Source organism: Mesorhizobium sp. M0500 (genome assembly GCF_040321165.1).
Classification (GTDB): domain Bacteria; phylum Pseudomonadota; class Alphaproteobacteria; order Rhizobiales; family Rhizobiaceae; genus Mesorhizobium.
Genome location: NZ_JAMYRB010000015.1, coordinates 106,279 through 126,795 on the forward strand (window position 1 = coordinate 106,279; position 20,517 = coordinate 126,795).

Genomic DNA, 20,517 nt, shown 5'->3' on the forward strand with positions numbered 1-20,517 from the left:
GAACTCCTGCGCACTTTTCCTGGAATTTGTTTTTAGGCTCAGATTTTCAATTCGAACGGCGTGCCTTCGAAAGCATCCGCGCCGCGCCCGATCGCCTGGATCGCTTCGATCATCCTGCCCCTGCGATCGAGCAGCGTGTCGGCGATCGCGATCAGCCGCGGATTGGGTGTCGCCGTGGGCGACAGCCTGCGCAGCGTCTCGGCCAGTTCGGCCTCGTCGCGCTTCGGCGCCAAGGCTGCCGCGATGATGTAGGCCGAGGCGGTCGAGCGGCTGATGCCGGCATAGCAATGCACCACCAGCGGCCGCGAGCGATCCCAGTGGCGGGCGAAATCGAGCAGGTTCAGGACATGCTCCTCGCCCGGCATGGTCATGCCCTCCTGCGCCACCGCAATGTCATGCATGACCAGATGCAGATGGTTTTCCCTGGTGATCGAGGCCGGTCGCATCACCTCCGTTCCGGCGGCAAGCAGCGAAAGCAGCCGGCCGGCCCCGGTCTTCGTTACCGTTTCCTCGACTTTGGACAGCGAACAGACGTGGATCATTGGGTAGTTTCTCCCTTGGCATCATCGTCGCGCCGCGAGGCCCAGCCGGCAAGCGCCGATTCGAGCCGCCGCCATTCTTCGTCGGCTCCCGGCAGGCCGGCGCGCAGCACATCCGGACGATCGGCGAAATGCCGAAGCAGGATGCCGCGCTGGCCGAGCACCGAAAACAGGCCGGCGGCGCCCGCCAGCCTGATATAGCGGAACAACGCGGTGCCACCGGCGACAGGCACGCCGAAGCGGCCGAACAGCGTATCGAGCCGTGCGGCATCCTCGGCCAGACGGCGCCGCATCCCGGCCTGCCAGCCGGTATCGGCAAGCGCCCTTATGCCATATTCGAGCGACGGCCCGGCAACCGCCCATGGCCCGAATTGCGCCTCCAGCCGCTCGACCGTCAGCGCATCGGCCAGTGCAAAGCCAAGCCGCAGGCCGGCCAGGCCGAAGAACTTACCGAACGAACGCAGCACGACGATGCCGCCCTGGTCGACGTCGCCGGCCAGGCTTTCGCTGCGCGGGCCGACATCCATGAAGGCCTCGTCGACCACCAGCAGCCCACCTCTGGCGCGTAATGTCCCGGCAAGTCGAAGCAATCCTTCGCGCTCGACGACGCGCCCGTCCGGGTTGTTGGGATTGACGACGACGGCAAGGTCGGCCGCCGCCAGGGCTTCGAAATCATCGACTTCAGCCGCCGCATGGCCGGCGATCGCCGCTGCCCGCCGATGCTCGGCATAAGTCGGCCCGAGCACCAGCGCCGTGCCCGGGCTGACCAGCGAAGCGACGCGCGGCAACAGGATCTGCGTGCCGGGCGCCGCTGCGACATTCGCCGCCGACGGGGCGCCATAGGCGCTTGCCGCGCGTTCAGCCAAGTCGCGGCTGCGCGCTGTTTCCGGCAATCGCGACAGGGCGGTGGCGGGCAAATCGAAAAGCGGGTAGGAGTGCGGATTGATCCCGGTCGAGAGGTCGACGAAAGGCAGCGGCGCGTGAGGGAAAAGCGCCCTCGCCCGGCCAAGGCTTCCGCCGTGGTCCACTGCCGCCGTCACTCCATCAAGAGACTTCATGCCGATCCTGATCACTTTCCTGTCGCTGGCCATCGAACTTGTACTCGGCTACCCGGCCCGGCTCTTCGATGCCATTGGCCATCCCGTCACCTGGTTCGGCAGGCTGATATCCTTTCTCGACCGCAGGCTCAACCGCGCCACTGATTCCGACGCCCACCGTCGCCGCTGGGGCGTCTTCGCGCTGCTGGTGATCGTGCTGGTGCCGGCCGCCCTCGCCCTCTGGCTCGAAACCTTGCTTTGGAGCATTCCCCTCGGCTTGTTGGTCACCGCAATCCTGGCGACGTCGCTGCTGTCGCAGAAGAGCCTGGCCGAGCATGTCGAAGCGGTCGCCGACGCACTCGACAGCGGCGGACTGGATATGGGCCGCATTGCCGTCTCGCGGATCGTCGGTCGCGACCCGGAAAAGCTCGACAGGGCCGCTGTCTGCCGCGCCGCGATCGAAAGCCTGGCCGAGAATTTCTCCGACGGCGTCGTCGCGCCGGCCTTCTGGCTCGGTATCGGCGGGCTCGCCGGCGGCGTCGCCTACAAGGCCGCCAACACCGCCGATTCGATGATCGGCCATCGCACCCCGCGCCACGAAGCCTTCGGCTGGGCGGCTGCGCGCTTCGACGATTGGATCAATCTGCCGGCGTCGCGGCTGACGGCGCTGCTGATCGTACTCGCCGCTTTTCTGGTCAAGGGCGCCGACGCCAAGGGCGCCTGGCATGCCGTGCGGCGCGATGCGAAAAAGCACCGCTCGCCCAATGCCGGCTGGCCGGAAGCAGCGATGGCCGGCGCGCTCGGCCTGGCGCTCGCCGGCCCCCGTTCCTATGACGGCGTCATGGTCGAAGACGCATTGATGGGCGAAGGCGGCCGGCGCGATGATGTCGAGAGCACCGACATCCGACGGGCGCTGAAACTCTACCGCGTCGCCGACTTACTGCTGATCGCGCTGTTCGGCGTGGTCGCGGTGGTTGTTATCTTGGCGTGATCTTCGCCCGATCTCAGGCGAAACAAAAAACCCACCATGCGGCGGGTCGTTGGAGCCAATTAGCACCATAGCCAAATTAGTAGCATAGATGCCGGCACAAAGCAAGAACAAAATAGGGCTACGCCTCAAATAATCGCGTCAGGTCGGCGCCGCCCTTCACCCTTACCATTCCAGGGGCGAGCCGCTTCGTGCGGCTTTCCCTTCTCCCTTTGTGGGAGAAGGTGGCCGCGAAGCGGCCGGATGAGGGGTGTTCCAGCTTGGCACCAACAGCGCCCCGGCCAGCACCCCTCAACCGTCTTGGCGCTGCGCGCCAATCCACCTTCTCCCACAAGGGGAGAAGGAAGAAGAGGCGCCAGCAACACCCCTCAGAACTCGATCCCTTGCTGCGCCTTCACGCCGGCGGAGAAGTGGTGCTTGGTCACGCCCATCTCGGTGACCAGATCGGCCGCCTCGACCAATACCGGTTTGGCGTTGCGGCCGGTGACGACGACATGCAGGCCTTCGCGACGCGCCTTCAGCGCCGCGACCACCTTTTCGAGATCGAGGTAGTCGTAGCGCAGCGCGATGTTCAGCTCGTCGAGCACCACGAGGCTGATCGACGGCTCGGCCATCAGCTCCAGCGCTTTCGCCCAGGCAGCCTCGGCCGCCGCGATGTCGCGCTTCAGGTCCTGTGTCTCCCAGGTAAAGCCCTCGCCCATGGCGTGCCAGACGACACGGTCACCGAAGGCGGCAAAGGCGTCTTTCTCGCCGGTGTGCCACTTGCCCTTGATGAACTGGACGACGCCGACGCGCTTGCCATAGCCGAGCATCCTGAGCGCCAGCCCGAAGGCGGCCGTGGTCTTGCCCTTGCCCGATCCGGTGTTGACGATCAGCAGCCCCTTCTCGAGCGTCTTGGCCGCGACCTCGGCATCCTGCACCGCCTTGCGCTTGGCCATCTTGGCGCGGTGGCGTTCCTCGTCCTTGGGATCGATAGTATCAGCCATGTCATTTCACCTTGAGCGGCAGCCCCGCCACCATCAAAAGCACGGTGCCGGCAACAGCCGCGACGTCCTGGTTCAGCCGGCCGGCGGCGTCGCGAAACCGTCTTGCCAGCGCATTGTCCGGCACGATGCCCTGGCCGACCTCGTTGGACACCACGAACCACGGCCCACGCGGCCGCGACAGCACATCGGCCAGCCTCCGGCATTCGGCCTCGACATCATGGTCGGCCAGCATATGGTTGGTCAGCCACAGCGTCAGGCAGTCGATCAGCACCGGCTGGCCGTCAGGCAGCGCTCCGATCGCGCCGGCAAGGTCGAGCGGCGCATCGATGGTCGTCCAGCCGGCGCCGCGGCGCGAGCGGTGCAGCGCGATGCGCTGGCGCATCTCGTCGTCATAGGCTTGCGCCGTGGCGATATAGCTCCAAGGCGGCGGGCCGACCGTCACCAGGCTCTCGGCATGCGCGCTCTTGCCGGTGCGCGCACCGCCGATGACCAGGGTCAGTGCCCCGGCAGCGCGGTCAGGCAAAGCTGTCGCGCAGGCTGGTCGCCGTGCCCGTGAAGCGTCCGCGCACCACGCCGACGACCGCGCCGAGCACCAGCCAGAACACCAGATTGGTCAGCGTCACCGCCACCACGAACTGGTGGTGCAGGCCTTCCGGGATCGCCGTCTCGAAGCTATCGGGCTGCGGCGCGCCGACGATATGCGGCGCAACGATCAACGCCACGGCAAGAGCCACCAGCGGCAGCGATCTGCGGAAGACGATAAGGCCGAGACCGGCCGCTGTCGCCACCACTGTTGCCCACCACCATATCTGGCGTTGGACAAGGTCGGCCGCCGGCATCGCTGGCAGTTCCGGCGGCAGGCCGAGGCCCGGCGCCAGCGTGAACACGGCAAAGCCGGCAAGCCCCCAGAACAGGCCCTGGCGCCAATTGCCGATGCCGCCGGCGAATTCCGAAACCGCAACCAGGACCAGCGCAAAGCCGATGCCGGTGACGATATTGGCAACGACGCTGAAGCCGAAGCGTTCGAAACCGTCGGCCGGCGCCCAGCCTTCGTCTTCCGCCGGAGCCATCGCTTCAGCCGCTGCCGGCGCGGCGCTGCTCATAGCCGTCGTGCCCGCGGCGTTTTCGGCCGGTGTCGCAGGTGCCGCGGCATGGTCATGGCCGCCGCCGGCCTGTTCATAGACTTCCGCCTTCAGGATGAGCGGCACCGTGGCATAGGCTTGCATGCAGGCGAGAGCCACGCCGGCCACAAGCCCTGCGATCGCCGCGATGAACACGACGTTGCGAAACAGTGTCATGATGTCAGCCCCTTGTCAGTGGCAGGGAAAGCCCATCGAGTGGCGATAGTCGTGCGCGGCATTGTGGACCGCATCGATATGCGAGAAGCCGACAAAGCCCATGACGAAAATGCCGAGGAATGCAGCAAGCGCCAGCTGCATGAGACGCGACTGCGAGGAGGCGGAAGCGCCGAGCGAGACGGAAGCGGTATTCATGTCTTGTCCTTTCGCCCTCCACCCGAGGGCATAGAAGTCAGTTTCCTGTCGCCGGCAGGTCTCCTGGCTCGCGGATCAGCGCCCTTCCCCACCTTCCCGAAGGCGAACCTTCAGTGGCATATGGAGAGGACTACCGCACACAGTTGCGGGGGCAGCCACGGCATTGGGCAAACAACTTGCCCTCACCGCATTCCCTCTTGGTTCCAAACGGAACCGACGACATCAGCGACTATAGGCAGAATCGCCGCGCCCGGCAAACCAAATTCCGCCGGATCGTGTGGCGAATGCGCCGCCTCGCCAAGCCCGGTCGGCCGGCGCCGCGATTGACAATTTTCGCAGCCGGGTGTCGGCTGGCGGATGGGGAGGAAGCCGGCATGCAACCCAGCCCGAATGAGCGCGGTCCCTACAACGGCCTGACGCGGGCCGAGCCGACGCTGCCGTCATCAGCCTATTGGGACATCGCGGCCTATCAGCGCGATCTCGAGGCCATCTGGTATCGCAACTGGCTGCTCGTCTGCCGCGAGGCCGACCTTGCCCAGCCGCTGGCTTTCAGGACGTTCCGCATAGGCACGCAGGAGGTCGTCGTGCTGCGCGACGAGACCGGCGAGTTGCGCGCCTTCCACAACACCTGCCGGCATCGCGGCTCGCAGCTTTGCCAGCAGAGCGAAGGACGGCTGAAGGCGCGGCTCATCACCTGCCCATACCATGCCTGGTCCTATTCGCTGCACGGCGATCTGGTGCGCGTGCCGTCGAAATCGCTGCCGGACGGCTTCGACAAGGCCGATCATCCGCTCTACCGGGTCGCGCTTTCGGTGTGGCGCGGTTTCGTCTTCGTCAATCTGGCGGAAGACGCTGCCGGCTCGGCTGAAACATCCTTCGATCCGGCATCCGGTAACCTCGCCAACTGGCCGCTGGAAACGCTGCTGAGCGGCCATGTGCTGCGCAAGGTGATAAACTGCAACTGGAAGGTATTTTGGGAAAATTTCAACGAGTGCCTGCACTGCCCCGGCGTCCACAAGGACCTGTCGCGGCTGGTGCCGATCTATGGCCGCGGCCTGATGGGCCGGCACGACGACCCCGAATGGGCGCGCCACGCCGACAATGACGCGCCGGAATTTGCAGGCGGCTTGCGGGCCGGGGCCGAAACCTGGTCGCGCGACGGGCGCGTCCACGGCTCGGTCTTTTCCGGCCTGACGCCGGGCGAGCGTGCCGCCGGGCAGACCTATGCCACCAGCATGCCGTCGATGTTCGTCGTCGGCCATGTCGACTATGTCAGGACCGTGCGGCTGGTGCCGCTTGGGCCGGAGCAGACCGAACTTACCGCCGAATGGCTTTTTTCGCCCGAAGCGCTCGCCGATCCGGCCGCGGATATCGACAACATCGTCGCCTTCGGTACCCAGGTGCTGGAGGAGGATGCTGATATCTGCGAGGTCAACCAGATGGGCCTGCGCTCGATGCGCCACAAGGCCGGCGTACTGATGCCCGAGGAATACGACTTGCACCGCTTCCACAACTGGGTGCGCGAGCGCCATGCGGCGCTCGAACATCAAAGCGATTTGGGCAGATAGCGCCAGGTGACGAAGCCTCAGGCCGCCGCCAGCAGGCCGAGTGTCGCGAAAACCGCGCCCAGTCCGAAAAACGCCAGCACGCCGGCCAAAGGCTTTCCGGCTTTGGCCTAAAGCAGCTCTGATGCCGACCGGTACCAACGCGACGCAAGGCCCTGCTTCTTTTGACGGTGGCAACCGTGATAGTCGTCTTGCCGGGGCTGAACCAAGACAGCGAGACCATGAGCATCGACACGCCGACCGCAGCCGTTCAGGATCAACCGAAGTCGAAGCGCATCGCCGCTATCGACATTGCACGCGGCATCGCTTTGCTTGCCATGGCGAGCTATCATTTCACCTGGGACCTCGAATTCTTCGGCTACACCGATCCCGGCCTCACCGCCTTCGGCTGGTGGAAAATCTACGCGCGCTGCATCGCCTCGAGCTTCCTGTTCCTGGTCGGCATCAGCCTCTGTCTCGCCCATGGCAAGAAAATCCGCTGGACCGGCTTCTGGAAGCGCTTCGCCATGGTTGCCGGGGCAGCGCTCGCAATATCGCTGGTCACCCGCATCGCCACGCCCGACGGCTTCATCTTCTTCGGCATATTGCACGAGATCGCGCTCGCCAGCCTGCTCGGCCTGGCGTTCCTGCGCCTCCCGGCGCTGCTGACGCTTGCCGTGGCGGCCCTCGTTATCGCTGCGCCTTTCTACCTGCGATCCGAGCTTTTCGATCATCCGGCTTTGTGGTGGGTCGGCCTGTCGGCGACCAACCCGCGCTCCAACGACTACGTTCCGCTGCTGCCCTGGTTCGGCGCCGTACTTGCCGGCATCGCGGTTACCAAGCTCGCCGCCACCTCCGGCGCGCTGACGCGGCTGTCGGCCTTGGCGCCCGGCCGCTGGGCAAATCCGCTGGTCTTCATCGGCCGGCACAGCCTTGCCTTCTATCTGATCCATCAGCCGGTGCTGATCGGCTCGGTCTGGCTGTTTTCGCAATTCATGCCGGCGCAGGCCGAAACCAGGGAGGTGAGTTTTCTGAAATCCTGCCAGATATCCTGCGAGCAGGCACGCGACACCGAGTTCTGCTCCAGCTATTGTGCCTGCATGCTGGACACTCTCCAGGGCGAAGCCTCGCTTGACCGGCTCTACAGCAACGACCAGTCCCCGGAGTGGAAGGCGCATATTGGCGAGCTCGCCGGCACCTGCACCGCCCAAACCGAGGCGGCGGAACCGGGAACGCGCTAATCGAGGGAGGACAATAATGAGCGACAGTCACCCGAAACCCGTGCAGCAAAATCCTGGGCAGCCGAGGCTGGGGCACATCCCATGGCCGCCGCTGATCTATATCGCCGCCATCATCGTCAGCGTCGCGCTAGGGCTGTTCTATCCGCTACCGTGGATCGGCGATCTTCTCGGCGACATCCTGTTCGCCGCCGGCCTTGTGGGGTTGGTGGCGGTTGCCGCGCTCTGGTTCACGGCAATCCGCACCATGATCCGCGCCAAGACGACGCTCAACCCGAACGGCGTGCCTGACCATCTGGTGACTACCGGACCCTTCGCCGTCAGCCGCAACCCGATCTACCTCGCCAACACGCTGCTGCTGGTCAGCCTCGCCTTTGTCACTGGGATCGCCTGGTTCCTGCCGCTGGCGGTCATCGCGGCGTTCCTGACGCAGAAGCTGACGATCGAGAGCGAGGAGAAGGTGCTGACGGCCAAATTCGGCAAGAAATACCGGGACTACGCCAAAAGGGTGCGGCGCTGGATTTGAGCCGGCGCTGACGCCACGCTCATGTGGTGACGCCGAGTTCCACCAGCCGCTCGACGCAGGATTCCTCTGCCTGATCGAGCTCGGCCAGCGTCTCTTCGAGGTCGCGGCGTTTCTGGCGCAAATCCTCGCGCTTTTCCTCGATGCGCTTGATCATCAATTTGAGTTGGCCGACCTCGCCGGGCGGCTCCCTGTACATCTGGATGATTTCGCGGATCTCGTTGATCGAGAAGCCGAGCCTTTTTCCCCGCATGATCTGGCGGATGAGATGCCGGTCCGACGGACGGAACAGCCGAGTGCGGCCGCGTCTTACTGGCTGCACCAGCCCTTCGTCCTCATAGAAGCGCAACGTCCGCGTCGACACGTCGAATTCGCGGGTCAGCTCCGTGATCGAATAATATTCCCGCATCGTCACTCCAATGCCCCGGCCACGCCGCGAGTTCCAACTGGCCGGCGCCGCCGGCGCCCAGGCGCGTACCAGAATCGGCGGACAAGGCACCTTTCAAAGCCTCGCATGGCATTTACGTAAAAGTCAATTGAGGTGACGTTCAGCGCACGCCGAACCACCATGTGGCGAGCCCGAGAAAGGCAAAGAAACCTACGACATCGGTGACCGTGGTGACGAAAACCGCCGAAGCCACAGCCGGATCGATCTTGAAGCGGTCGAGCAGCAGCGGGATAAGGATGCCCGCCAGAGCCGCCACGAACATATTGATGATCATCGCAGCCGCAATGATGCCGCCGAGATTGCGATCGTGGAACCAGGCAGCAGCCACGAGGCCGATCAGGATGGCAAAGATGATGCCGTTGATGAAGCCCACCCCGATTTCGCGGCGGATGATGCGGCCGGCATTGTAGATGTCGAGGTCCCTGGTCGCCAGCGCCCGCACCGTGACCGTCATGGTCTGCGAGCCGGCATTGCCGCCCATGCCGGCGACGATCGGCATCAGCACCGCCAGCGCCACGATATGCTCGATGGTGCGGTCGAACAGGCCGATCACCGAGGCCGCCAGGAAAGCCGTCAAAAGATTGACCAGCAGCCAGGGCACGCGCGAGCGCGAGGTCGAAAAGATGCTGTCCGAGAGTTCTTCGTCGCCGACGCCGCCCATGCGCAGCAGATCTTCCTCGGCCTCCTGCTGGATGACGTCGACGACGTCGTCGATGGTCAGCACGCCGACCAGCCGCTCGTTCTCGTCGACGACGGCGGCAGACAGAAGATCGTATTGTTCGAATTCGCGAGCCGCCTCCTCCTGGTCCATCGTGGCCGGGATGGCATGCCTGGTCTCATGCATGACCTCTTCGACCTTGACCGAGCGCTTGGTACGCAGGATCTGGTCGAGGTCGATGGCGCCGAGCAGCTTGAAGCTCGGATCGATGACGAAGATCTGGCTGAAACGGTCAGGAAGATTGTTGTCCTCGCGCATGTAGTCGATGGTCTGGCCGATCGTCCAGAAGGGCGGCACCGCGACGAACTCCGTCTGCATGCGGCGGCCGGCGGTCTCTTCGGGATAGTCAAGCGAACGCCGCAGCCTGATCCGCTCGGTGAACGGCAGCTGCGACAGGATCTCGTCCTGGTCCTCCTGGTCGAGGTCTTCGAGAATGTAGACCGCGTCGTCGGAATCGAGATCCTGCACCGCCTGGGCGATCTGCGCATTGGGCAGACTGTCGACGATGTCGCGGCGGATCGCCTCGTCAACCTCGGTCAGCGCGGAAAAATCGAAATCCTTGCCCAGCAATTCGACCAGCGCGCGTCGCTGTTCCGGGTGCAGCGCCTCGAGCAGGTGGCCGAGTTCCGACTGGTGCAGATCGTCGACTTCACGCTTCAGCGTCAGCGTATCGCGATCGGCGATCGCGGCACCGATCTGGGCGAGGAACGACGACAGGATGACGCCGTCCTCGTCATAGATGTCGGCGCGGCGCTCCTCGGCGGCCCTGGCGCCGGTCATCTGTTCGTCCTGGCCTTCCACCAGCGCCTCCCGCCATCGGATTTCCGGATAAGGTGCCTGTCAGGTCTAACGCATGACCCTGACAATCGGAATCGATTTTGCGAAAGGACCATGCACAACGACAAATTGCTACAGCGCCGTTCGCGCGTCCAAACGACGCGGCGCATACCGGATGGTAGGAGGAGAGGACGTTCTACAAACCTGCGGCGCTGCAAACCTTCGCGGCGGCAGGTAAAGGGCAGCGTATCTCCCCGCCCCGGTCAACCAGATGGGCAGATCGACACTGATTCAAAAACGGCGAGGCCGACAGTGCGAGGGCCTCGCTGGTATTGGACTGGAAGGCTTCCCGATCAGGCGGCGTGGCGCTTGGCCTCAGCCGCATAGCGGTCCAGGAGACCGCTCCAGCCACCCTCGGATTCGAAGGCCTCGCGCATCGCCTCTGCGGTTTCGCCCATGTTCTCCAGAAGCCTGTGCTCGAGTTCCACACGCGTCGCGTTCTCGCCGAGCGCGACAAAGCGGATCTCGACTTCGGTCAGCAATGCCGGATCGTAGCGCCAGCCGGCTCCAATGCGCCAGGCGAGCGTCAGCCTGGACGGCGGATCCCAGGCGAGAACCTCGCCCCAATCGCATTGTGACCCATCCTCGCCGATCTCGTACCAGCGGCCGCCGGCTTTCGGTTCGATCACCGCGGTCGTCAGGGCGGATTTGCCGATCGAGTGCGAAGCCGGCCACCAGCGCCCGAATCCTGTGGTGAACACATCGAATGCCTTGTCGAGCGGCACCTCCACCGTCACCGACTTCCTGACCGGGGCGGGCTTGATCATGGTCGTCATTTCCTCTTCTCCTTGCTGTTGTCGACTTCCCGTTTGAAGGCGTCGAGCGCATCGCCCCACATGCGGTCGAGCCAGGCGCGCATCTCGCCGAGCCCATGCGGGTCGAGATGATAGATGTTGCTGGCACCTTTCGGCTCTGCGCGGACCAGCCGGGCTTCCTTCAAAACCTTGAGGTGCTGCGATACCGCCGGCTGCGAGACCGGAAGCACTCGCGTCAGATCGATGACCGAGCGTGGCCGATCGGCGATGAGCTCGAACACCTTGCGGCGCGTCGGATCGGCCAAGGCCACCATTCCTGCATAATCATAAATCATGACTTATGATAAGCTAAAACTTATGATATGTCAAACAGGGAGCGGTGGACCGTGTTCAAGCAACCGGCAGGCTCGGCCCCGAGGCTCCGGGGCAATTCCTTGACGCGGGGGCATGGACAGCGATGCGGATGCAAGACTGCTCAGGGAATCGATCCACCGGATGCGGGCCGGCCGGCAAATGTCGACCACCGGGGAAAAGTAAACCTGGCGGCAAGGTTTTTACCTTATCGGTGTTTGTGTCTCTCCGGCGAAACGTTAAGAACGGGTAAATTGGTTTGGCCCTAACCACGGAAGCCTCTCGCTACAGGCCCTCCGCCATATGGCAATTGCGCCTCTCCTTGTTCATGGCGACATACGTTTTAGGCGCATCTGCACTATATCCGGAAGTATTCTATACGTCAGCCTTAATCTATTCTCACAAGTTTCTTGTTGGCATTCCGGTGTTGTTTATCGGTGGCGTCTGCTGTGCCGCGCTAATCCATGGCCGGCGGCAACCGGTTCGCTACGCACTGGATTTGGTTCAAGGGCGCTGGCGCGGTTGTCTGCTGGTGCTGCTGTTCTGCTTTGCCAGCTTGACCGCGTTCTCTACCTACAAGATCGCCATCCCGTCCGTCGTCCCATACTATGCCGACAACTGGTTGGCCGATGCTGATGAATGGCTGCATGGGATGCCGCCATGGGAGATCGTCCATAAGCTCGACGGCAACAATTGGTCGTTCGTCGTCTTCAACAGCTATGAAGTCATTTGGTTTTACCAGTGGTTCGGCACCATCCTTTTCGTGTCGCTCTGGTCGGACGAGATTGCCCGCATCCGCTATCTCTGCGCAGCAGCGCTGACGTTGTCCGTCCTCGGAACGGTCTTGGCCCTGGCGCTGGCATCGGTCGGACCGGTTTACTACCACCACTTTGTCGGCGTGGATCGCTTCCACGGATTGAATGCGGCCCTGGACAGGCTGGACCATAGTTACATGGTGCGGGAACCCGCGGCATATCTCCTGATGGCTTACCAAAGCGGCCGGGCAAGTCTTGGCGGCGGCATCTCGGCCATGCCAAGCATGCATGTCGCCTTTGCCGCATTGAACGCCTATTTGCTGTCATCGATCAATCGCTGGCTTGGCGTTCTGTGTTGGACCTTTGCAGCCCTGATCCTGTACGGATCGGTGTTCACTGGCTGGCACTATGCCGTGGACGGCTACGCATCGATCATTGTTGTGTCGGTGATCTGGTGGGCGACCGGACGCCTGGTGCGCGAATAATCATGTGCGCTTTTCGATAGATGGCCATGCCCGCCGATGGCCACTTCGCATAAGCCAAACTCGCGACCGCAATCAGGCAAACAGCACGTGCCCCGACAAGGACGCTCCCTGCCGTGCTCGAATTCAACGGGCAAGAGATTCCGCTTTCGAATGTAATGGTGCGGTCGAGATGCAACGCCGCACCGCCAAGAGCTGTTCTCGCCGAGCCCATGTCGCGTTTGGGGCCGAAGAACGAACCCGCTGCGCGGGATGGGGATGAGGTAGAGATCACGAACCGAATGTCGCGCTCGCATTGAGGGTGGTTCGGCAGCGGCAAAGCATGTAGTTCCAGCCAGCCGCCATCGGCAGGCAATTGGCCGCCTTGGCATCGCATCCTCCTCCTGACGAACACCTAGTCTAACACGGTCAACCGTTAGGCGCCGCGCCGCGCCGCTCGAGCGCGGTCTTGCGGATGATTTCTGCGATCTCGGGGCTGCTGCTGCACAGCATCTGGAAATCCGCCGAGTGTAGCGACAGGAGTGAGACCACCGTTGTGGCGCTGACGGTCGCCGAGCGCGGTTCGCCGGTGATCAGCGCCATCTCGCCGAAGAAGGCGCCAGGGCCCAGCTCCACCGGGTTCGGCGTCGCGACGCTGACGCGCCCCTCCACGACGAAGAACATCTGATCACCGGTCTCACCATTGCGGCAGATCACAGCGCCCGCCGGCACGATGCGAGGTCGTAATGCGCGCACGATCTCGACTAGCGTGGCCGGGCCGAGCTTCTGAAACAACGGCACGGCGGCGATCAATTGCCAATTGCGGACGAAATCCTCGCGACGGACTTCTTGATAAAAGCCGGTGGCAAGAATGCCAGCCCAGAGCGCGAAGATGCCGATGCCACTCATCATGACCGCCCCGGCAAGGACGCGGCCGGCGAAGCTTTCCGGAATAGCGTCGCCATAGCCGGTGGTGGACAGCGTGACCACCGCCCACCACATTGCCTGGGGGATGCTGCCGAACTGTTGCGGTTGGACGTCGCGCTCGATGACATAGGCTGCGAGCGCAAAACCGAAAAGAACGATGCCGAAGACCGTGGCGACGCCGATCAGGTTGCGCGCTTCGTTGGTCAGGATTCTGCCCAGCAGCGGGAAGAAAGTTGAATCGCGCAGCGGTTTCAGCAGCCAGACAGCACAGTAGAGGCTCCGGTCGGGCGTGCCGACGAGCAGAAATGCGGCGAGTGGAACCAAAACCGCGAGCACATCAATGGCGATTGCCGGCGTCCTGTCCCGAACGTCTCCCGCCCGGCGCTTGAGCAGTTTCTCGGCCAATTCCAGGAGATAGACGCCCCAAATGACCGCGAGCACGGCAGCCAAAGCCAGTCTGCTTCGTCCGGACAGGTCCGGTGTCGTGAGCGTAGCCACCGCCACAAGCCCAGTCGCAGCCAGCACCGCGTTGAGCGGCGCGTAAATTCTTAAGGAAGGCAGTACCGACATTCTATGCCCACGAGCGGATACTACCGTCCAGGATAGAATGCCTTCAAGGCAAGCGCAAAGGTGCTAATTCGATATGGAGATTACCGGGCCACCCTTGGTCGTCGCTGGACCATAGGCCATGAGCCATCCGATCAGGGTCGAGATCGAGCTGCCCCTCGAACCACACCCAGCGCCGGCTCGTTCTCGGTTGGACCTTTGCAGCCCTAATCCTGTACGGATCGGTGTTCACTGGCTGGCACTATGCCGTGGACGGCTACGCATCAATCATTGTTGTGTCGGTGATCTGGTGGGCGACCGGACGCCTGGTGCGCGAATAATCATGTGCGCCTATCGATAGATGGCCATGCCCGCCGATGGCCTCTTCGCATGGGCAAAACTCGCGATCGTAATCAGGCAAAGGGCACGTGCCCCGACAAGGACGCTCCCTGCCGTGCCCGAATTCAACGTGTAACAGATTCCGCTTTCGAATTTGATGGTGCGGTCGAGAAGCAACACGATCGCACATTGATTTTAAAGCGTTTTTCCCAAGATTCCATTGCGATTTGTATCACAGTTTGTATCTCAGTCCGTATCGCAAGACGCGGACCTGGCCACTTGGTAAGTCGCCCTTCTTACGAGGAACCGAAACGACATTCAGCGTTGTCGTGGTTGCGCCAGGATCTGTTCTCGCCGAGCCAACCTCCAAGTGTCGCATTTGGGGCCGGGAGCCGTCGGTCTGCTTCGGATCAGCGGCTGGCCAAAGCCGACAAGCTTGTCGGAAGGTCCCGAGCAAATGCCGGCTTCCTGATTTCCATGCCCGGAAGCGAACCGTCACAAATCCGCCATCTCAGGCATCACCTTGCAGACGGCCGGTTCGCCTTTTCGACGGCATAGGGTGTATGAAGCACCCGACGCCTCCACCCCCTACCTCTGAAAACGCCCCAACCCGTTCTCATTGAGATAGTCCACCGTCATCACCCGCGCTCGAATGCCGTCGGGGGAACCGACGAACTTCACCGATGACAGCGAGCCGGTCGGCGCGTTCTCTCCGCGGGGCGTGAGGGCGTAGGTGTCGCCGTCCCAGTGCTCGAGCGTGAACTGCATGGGCTTGGGGCCGAGTTCGAGCATCAGCTTGTCGCCATCGGCCCGCACGGTGGCGGTGTCGAAATAGTTGCTCGTATATTGGCCCTCGTAGAAGGATGGACTGCGCGCCTTGGCGGGGTTCGTCGGCTTGTCCTTGCCGGCGAGGTCGCCCACCGGCTTGTAGTAGGCCATGAACCGCGGCTTGATGTAGGGATACCAGTCGCGAGTGACCTGGCCATATTGCACGATGTCCATGAAGCTGGCGGCGACCGCCTCGGCGGCGCCGACGGGGGAGCCGTTGGTGAGCACGACGATGCCGACATCGGCCGAGGGCAAGATCTGGAAGGTGGTGCCGGCGCCGAGCAGGAAGGCGCCGGAATGGCCCATGGTGGTGCGCCCATTGGCGTTCACCCCCACATTGAAGCCATAGCCATAGGAGCTGGCCCGCGTATCGGGCGTCTCGCCGCGGTAGGTCACGCTCTGCGGTGTGATGGCGGGCTGCAGGATCTTCGGGTCGATCATGGGCTGGCCGTTATAGGTGCCGTCGCCAAGCAGCAGGATCATCCACTTGGCAAGATCCTGGACGCTGGAGGAGACGCCGCCCGCCGGCGCCTGCTGGTCGGGGTCGCGGTCATAGAGCGGCTCGAACACATTCTCCGCCACGCGCGCATGCAGCAGGGCGCGGTTCTTGCCGGCGGCAATGAAGTCCTCGTGCCGATAGCTGCTCGAGCGCATGCCGAGCGGATCGAACAACAGGCTCTTGGCCAGCGGCTCCCAAGGCTGTTTCTCGGCGTGGGCCACTGCCTCGGCGCCGACCGTCGTGCCGAAATTGGCGTAGTGATAGGAGATGCGGAAGGGATCGAGCGGCACCATCCACAGGCTCCCGACGATCTGCTTGCGCTGGAAGCCGAGATCCTCGAGTTCGTCGCCCGCCGCCATCGGCAGGCCCGAGCGATGGGCGAAGAAATCGCCGATGGTGGCGTTGCCCGAGACATAGTCGAGATTGAGGCGAAAGCCGTCCCAGACCTTGCCGACCGGGGTATCCCAGTCGAAGCTGTGGTCCTTCGTCATGGCGATCGCGGCCACCGTGGCGGAGATCGACTTCGACACCGAGGCGACCTGGAAAATGGTGGTGCTGCTGACCTTAGAAGTGTCGTCCCGGTTGTCGCGAAGGCCATAGCCCTCGTCAAAGATCATTTTGCCGCCATGCACCACCGCCACGGCGAAGCCGGGGACGTCGGATGCTTCCTTGACTTTCTTGACGATGTCCGGCAGCGCGGCCAGCGCCTTCTCGACACCGCCGGGATACAGCTGCATAGCATCCTGCGGCGGCGATGGCCCAAGCTCCGGCAGGCAGGACTGCGCGGCTGCCACGGCGGGCAGCATGGTAACGAGGGAAAGTACCAGGAGAGCAGCGACCTTCTTCATTGCATGTCCTCAAACTTGCACCGGCAGATGATCGGACCATACGCGGCAAGATGAAAGATGGTTGCGGCTATTTTCCAATGAAATGTTTAAGTTCAAAGATCAGACAGAGACGGCGGCTGCGTGTGATGTGATTTCGGAGTGGTGAAGTATCCGTGTTACCTACGTGCCCGGCAATTGGATGGGATTGGGCGGGAGAACGTCAACTTTCCAAGCCCGAGCGGCAAATGGCATCCGATCACGAGTTGTTCGCCAACGGGCTGGCGGCCAACCAGAAAGTCATCGAAGCCAGCTATATGGCCCATCGCGAGGCAAATGGCCTGTACCTAGGGGTCCTAATGGCCGAGGGGCCGGGACGCGAGGCGGACAATCCGCTCACCAACAGACAGAGCCGCTTGCCGCTCGTTCAATTTTGGGCCGATGCAGGCCGCATTAGACTCGAAGTGGCATTCGCAACCGCGGAAGCGGTCTCCCTGACAGCGAGGCGCTGGCGTGACGTTTGGCGCGAGTAAGTTTTGCGCTCGCAGCCAACACAAATTGGGCGTATCGTGGCATATCGTCGGTTGCTAATAAATGAGCCGGCGACTGAGAGCGCAAGACTCCCGCAGCGGACTGGGCGCGCTAGAATCCACAACTACTCGTCGCGCCCACGAGACCATCTGCCTCTGCCGGAACCTCTTTTGCTCGGTTCCGGCCAGAATTGTCGTTTGCGATTCGGAAGAGGAGCGTTCGGATGCAGATCATGCAAACCCGCCGCCGATTCCTGGCCGGCGCTGCAATGGCGGGCGCTGCCGGCATCGTCGGTCTTCCGGAGTCACTCCACGCGGAGCCGTCGCTGGAAACAACGACGGTTCGTCTGCCGCGGTGGGTTGGTGGTTCCTACTGCTGGGCCGGCGCGTACATCGCCGGAGAACTGATGCGCGCAGATGGCTTCACCGACGTTCGCTACGTGGAAGCCGACAGAAGCGTCGACCAATCGGAATGGATCGCACGCGGTGAGACCGATTTCTCTGTGAATTTTCCGCCGAATCAGATCGCGTCGATCGATGCCGGCGTGCCGATCAAGGTGCTAACCGGGTTGCACTCGGGATGCCTCGAACTGATCGCCAAGGAGAGCATCCGCAGCGTCGCGGATCTGCGGGGCAAGAGGGTGGGCGTGGATGGTTTCAATAACTCGCGACACGTGTGGCTGACTCTCATGTCCGCTTATGTCGGGCTCGATCCCGTGAACGATATCCAATGGGTCCTGACTGAAGATGCCACCCCGACGGAGCTCTTCGTCCAAGGAAAGATCGATGCATTCCTCGGCACGCCGCCCCAGCCGCAGGAGCTGCGCGCCAAGAAGATCGGCCACACGATACTCAACAATGCCGTCGACCGCCCATGGTCACAGTATTTCTGCTGCATGATCTCCGCGACAACGGACTACGTGAACAGGTACCCGGTGGCGACCAAGCGGGTCTTGCGATCCATCCTCAAGGCGGCTGACCTCTGTGTGTCGAATCCGCAGAGGGTGGCCCGGCAGATGGTCGATCGCGATTTCGTCCCATCGTATGACTACGCGCTCCAAACGCTGAAGGATATCCGGTACGACCGGTGGCGGGAATTCGATCCTGAAGACTCCCTGCGGTTCTACACACTCCGCATGCAGGAGACGGGCATGATCAAATCGAGCCCGCAACAGATCATCGCCGACGGAACGGACTGGCGCTTCCTCGACGAGTTGAAGCGTGAGCTGAAAACCTGATCCCATTTGTCTCAAGGGGAGACGTGGAGATGCAAATCATCCAGAGTCGCCGTCATTTCCTGGCCGGCGTTGCGGCGGCCGGCAGTGCGGCGATATTCAACATTCGCGCATCCAACGCCGCAGGGGAGCCGCCTCCGGAAACGACCACCGTCCGCCTGCCGCGGTACATCGGCGGCGCCTATTGCTGGGCGGGCCTGTACCTCGCCGGAGAGATGCTGCGCGCCGAGGGATTCACCGATGTCCGCTATGTGCAAGGTGACAAGAAGGTTGATCATTCCGCGTGGATCGCAAACGGCGAGACGGATTTCAGTGTGAACTATGTGCCGATTCATCTGGCGTCGATCGATGCAGGAGTGCCGATCAGGGTACTAAGCGGACTGCACTCCGGGTGCCTCGAACTGATCGCCAACGACAGCGTCAAAGGCGTCTCGGACCTGCGGGGAAAGCGGGTTGGGGTCTTTACGCTTGATTCGCCGCAACACGTGTTGGTTTCTCTGATGGCCGCCTATGTTGGGCTCGATCCCGTCAACGACATCGAATGGGTTATCGAAGAGCACAATTTTGCGGAAGGCTTCGTCGAAGGAAAGTACGATGCAGTGCTCGGCCAACCGCCCCGCACGCAGGAACTTCGCTCCAGGAAAGTAGGCCACACAATCCTCAACTCGACCACCGACCCGCCGTGGTCGCAGCACTTCTGCTGCATGATTTCCGCGACTGCGGATTATGTAGACAGATACCCGGCGGCGACAAAGCGCGTCCTGCGGTCCATCCTCAAGGGCGCCGACCTCTGTGTCTCAGATCCGTCATGGACTGCAGGGCAGCTGGTCGATCGAGGTTTCGTCCCCAGCTACGAACTCGCGCTGCAAACGCTTGGCGACCTCCGGTACGACAGATGGCGGGATTTCGATGCCGAAGCCTCGATGCGCTTCTACGCGCTGCGCATGTACGAAACGGGCATGATCAAGTCGAGCCCGCAAGAGATAATCGCCACCGGAACGGATTGGCGCTTTCTCTATCAACTAAAGCAGGAGTTGAAGACGTAGGCAATCGCCGAACGTCGTGTCCCATCAGGGAAGGAAAGGCTTATGCAGATTGTCCAGAACCGTCGCCGTTTCCTCACAGGCTTGTCTGCGCTCGCTGCAGCAGGCCTTGCCAACGGCCGCAATGCGGTAGCAGCCGAAGCGGCACCTGAAACCACGATCGCCCGCTTTGCGGCAGCGCCTGGTATCTGCATCGCTCCGCAGTACGTCGCAGAGGATCTGATCCGCGCAGAGGGGTTCTCAGATTTCGGCTTCGTGGCCGCCGAGGCCGGTATCGCCCAGACCGAGATGCTGGCGCGCGGCGACATCGACTTCGGCATTGACTTTGCCACGGCCCTAATCATTCCGGTCGACACTGGCGCCCCGATCAAGGTGATCTCCGGAGTCCATGTCGGCTGCTACGAGTTGTTCGGACGCGAGAACATCAAGAGCATCACAGATCTCAAGGGCCGCAAAGTCGGCGTCGGCGGCAATCTATCGTCGGATCCGCATATCTTCGTCAGTGCCATGGCGACCTATGTCGGCCTCGATCCGCAACGCGACATCGAATGGATCGTCGGCGAGGCAAAGCCGGCGGAGCTCTTCGCCGAGGGCAAGGTCGACGCCTTCCTGGCTTTTCCGCCTGAGGCTCAGGACCTGCGCACCCGCAAAGTCGGCCACGTCATCCTCGACAGTTCCAAGGACCGGCCGTGGTCGCAATATTACTGCTGCATGCTGGCGGTCAACGCCGCGTATGCCGAGAAAAATCCAGTTGCCACCAAGCGCGTCATCCGGGCCATCATCAAATCGGCCGATATCTGCGCGGCCGAACCGGAACGGGTGGCACGCCTCTTGGTGGATGGCGGACACACCGAACAATACGACTACGCCGTGCAGTCGCTCCGCGAGCTCCCATACTCTAATTGGCGCGACTTCGATCCCGAGGACACGATGAGGTTCTTCTCGCTGCGGCTGCATGAAGCCGGGATTGTCAAGTCGAGCCCAAACGAGATCATCGCGAATGGCACCGATTGGCAGTTCTTCAACGAGGTCAAGCGCGAGTTGAAGACGTGACGGGCTGGCCGGCATGCGCA

The 20,517-nt window shown here is 62.7% G+C and carries 21 protein-coding genes and 1 riboswitch; of the genes, 9 read left to right on the plus strand and 12 right to left on the minus strand.

The window, feature by feature from the left end; genetic code table 11:
* Positions 1-38: 38 nt before the first annotated feature.
* Positions 39-542, minus strand: a complete 504-nt coding sequence (locus NKI70_RS23510; protein ID WP_352617536.1) for a tyrosine phosphatase family protein — start codon at positions 540-542, stop codon at positions 39-41.
* Complete coding sequence (cobD, locus tag NKI70_RS23515; RefSeq protein WP_352724943.1) at positions 539-1,597, minus strand: threonine-phosphate decarboxylase CobD; 1,059 nt, start codon at positions 1,595-1,597, stop codon at positions 539-541. The genes NKI70_RS23510 and cobD overlap by 4 nt, the downstream gene beginning before the upstream one ends.
* On the opposite strand from cobD, the gene cbiB reads away from it, so the two are divergent.
* The gene (cbiB, locus tag NKI70_RS23520; RefSeq protein ID WP_352724944.1) at positions 1,596-2,567 is read left to right on the plus strand and encodes an adenosylcobinamide-phosphate synthase CbiB; all 972 of its coding nucleotides are present in this window, start codon (positions 1,596-1,598) and stop codon (positions 2,565-2,567) included. The two genes, cobD and cbiB, sit on opposite strands and share 2 nt — an antisense overlap.
* A 365-nt stretch (positions 2,568-2,932) precedes the next feature.
* Here the strand turns inward: cbiB and cobO are convergent, their stop codons facing one another.
* The 4 genes from cobO to NKI70_RS23540 are packed head-to-tail and all read right to left on the minus strand — an operon-like array spanning position 2,933 to position 5,043.
* A complete protein-coding gene (gene cobO / locus NKI70_RS23525; RefSeq protein ID WP_352724945.1) occupies positions 2,933-3,550 on the minus strand; it encodes a cob(I)yrinic acid a,c-diamide adenosyltransferase in 618 nt (205 codons plus the stop codon).
* Between the two features lies 1 nt (position 3,551).
* Positions 3,552-4,073: a bifunctional adenosylcobinamide kinase/adenosylcobinamide-phosphate guanylyltransferase gene (gene cobU / locus NKI70_RS23530; protein ID WP_352724946.1), complete on the minus strand. Its 522-nt coding sequence runs from the start codon at positions 4,071-4,073 to the stop codon at positions 3,552-3,554.
* Positions 4,066-4,848, minus strand: coding sequence for a CbtA family protein (locus NKI70_RS23535; RefSeq protein WP_352624778.1), 783 nt, complete (start codon positions 4,846-4,848; stop codon positions 4,066-4,068). Before NKI70_RS23535 ends, cobU begins: the two co-directional genes overlap by 8 nt.
* A gap of 15 nt (positions 4,849-4,863) precedes the next feature.
* Complete coding sequence (locus NKI70_RS23540; RefSeq protein WP_023676561.1) at positions 4,864-5,043, minus strand: CbtB domain-containing protein; 180 nt, start codon at positions 5,041-5,043, stop codon at positions 4,864-4,866.
* A gap of 36 nt (positions 5,044-5,079) precedes the next feature.
* Positions 5,080-5,276, minus strand: a riboswitch (cobalamin riboswitch).
* Between the two features lie 141 nt (positions 5,277-5,417).
* On the opposite strand from NKI70_RS23540, the gene NKI70_RS23545 reads away from it, so the two are divergent.
* The 3 genes from NKI70_RS23545 (at position 5,418) to NKI70_RS23555 (ending at position 8,351) form a co-directional block, all read left to right on the plus strand.
* Positions 5,418-6,611, plus strand: a complete 1,194-nt coding sequence (locus NKI70_RS23545) for an aromatic ring-hydroxylating oxygenase subunit alpha (protein ID WP_352577106.1) — start codon at positions 5,418-5,420, stop codon at positions 6,609-6,611.
* Positions 6,612-6,829: 218 nt separating this feature from the next.
* The gene (locus tag NKI70_RS23550) at positions 6,830-7,828 is read left to right on the plus strand and encodes a heparan-alpha-glucosaminide N-acetyltransferase (protein ID WP_352724947.1); all 999 of its coding nucleotides are present in this window, start codon (positions 6,830-6,832) and stop codon (positions 7,826-7,828) included.
* 16 nt (positions 7,829-7,844) lie between these two features.
* Positions 7,845-8,351 carry a methyltransferase family protein gene (locus NKI70_RS23555; RefSeq protein ID WP_352587579.1) on the plus strand — a complete coding sequence of 169 codons (507 nt, stop codon included), beginning with the start codon at positions 7,845-7,847 and terminating at the stop codon, positions 8,349-8,351.
* Between the two features lie 19 nt (positions 8,352-8,370).
* On the opposite strand, the gene NKI70_RS23560 is transcribed toward NKI70_RS23555, so the two are convergent.
* The 4 genes from NKI70_RS23560 to NKI70_RS23575 form a co-directional block, all read right to left on the minus strand.
* Positions 8,371-8,757 carry a MerR family transcriptional regulator gene (locus tag NKI70_RS23560; RefSeq protein ID WP_023676566.1) on the minus strand — a complete coding sequence of 129 codons (387 nt, stop codon included), beginning with the start codon at positions 8,755-8,757 and terminating at the stop codon, positions 8,371-8,373.
* Between the two features lie 139 nt (positions 8,758-8,896).
* Entirely contained in the window at positions 8,897-10,294 is a 1,398-nt protein-coding gene (gene mgtE, locus NKI70_RS23565; RefSeq protein WP_502894205.1) for a magnesium transporter, read from the minus strand.
* A gap of 350 nt (positions 10,295-10,644) precedes the next feature.
* Positions 10,645-11,127 (minus strand): SRPBCC family protein, encoded by a 483-nt coding sequence (locus tag NKI70_RS23570; protein ID WP_254818127.1) that lies wholly within the window; start codon positions 11,125-11,127, stop codon positions 10,645-10,647.
* Positions 11,124-11,441, minus strand: coding sequence for an ArsR/SmtB family transcription factor (locus NKI70_RS23575; protein WP_023676569.1), 318 nt, complete (start codon positions 11,439-11,441; stop codon positions 11,124-11,126). The genes NKI70_RS23570 and NKI70_RS23575 overlap by 4 nt, the downstream gene beginning before the upstream one ends.
* Positions 11,442-11,785: 344 nt before the next feature.
* Here NKI70_RS23575 and NKI70_RS23580 point away from each other — a divergent pair, with 344 nt between their 5' ends.
* Positions 11,786-12,697: a phosphatase PAP2 family protein gene (locus tag NKI70_RS23580; protein WP_352700455.1), complete on the plus strand. Its 912-nt coding sequence runs from the start codon at positions 11,786-11,788 to the stop codon at positions 12,695-12,697.
* A gap of 405 nt (positions 12,698-13,102) precedes the next feature.
* On the opposite strand, the gene NKI70_RS23585 is transcribed toward NKI70_RS23580, so the two are convergent.
* Both NKI70_RS23585 and NKI70_RS23595 read right to left on the minus strand, forming a co-directional pair.
* On the minus strand, positions 13,103-14,170 hold the full coding sequence (locus NKI70_RS23585) for a cyclic nucleotide-gated potassium channel (RefSeq protein WP_352700456.1): 1,068 nt from the start codon (positions 14,168-14,170) through the stop codon (positions 13,103-13,105).
* 903 nt (positions 14,171-15,073) lie between these two features.
* Complete coding sequence (locus NKI70_RS23595) at positions 15,074-16,660, minus strand: serine hydrolase (protein ID WP_352724948.1); 1,587 nt, start codon at positions 16,658-16,660, stop codon at positions 15,074-15,076.
* A 224-nt stretch (positions 16,661-16,884) separates the two neighbouring features.
* On the opposite strand from NKI70_RS23595, the gene NKI70_RS23600 reads away from it, so the two are divergent.
* The 4 genes from NKI70_RS23600 to NKI70_RS23615 all read left to right on the plus strand — a co-directional run bounded on the left by NKI70_RS23600 (position 16,885) and on the right by NKI70_RS23615 (position 20,497).
* The gene (locus tag NKI70_RS23600; protein ID WP_352700864.1) at positions 16,885-17,169 is read left to right on the plus strand and encodes a hypothetical protein; all 285 of its coding nucleotides are present in this window, start codon (positions 16,885-16,887) and stop codon (positions 17,167-17,169) included.
* 221 nt (positions 17,170-17,390) lie between these two features.
* Positions 17,391-18,404 (plus strand): ABC transporter substrate-binding protein, encoded by a 1,014-nt coding sequence (locus NKI70_RS23605; protein ID WP_352579882.1) that lies wholly within the window; start codon positions 17,391-17,393, stop codon positions 18,402-18,404.
* Between the two features lie 29 nt (positions 18,405-18,433).
* Positions 18,434-19,447 (plus strand): ABC transporter substrate-binding protein, encoded by a 1,014-nt coding sequence (locus NKI70_RS23610; RefSeq protein WP_352724949.1) that lies wholly within the window; start codon positions 18,434-18,436, stop codon positions 19,445-19,447.
* Between the two features lie 42 nt (positions 19,448-19,489).
* Entirely contained in the window at positions 19,490-20,497 is a 1,008-nt protein-coding gene (locus NKI70_RS23615) for an ABC transporter substrate-binding protein (protein ID WP_352724950.1), read from the plus strand.
* Positions 20,498-20,517: the final 20 nt, after the last annotated feature.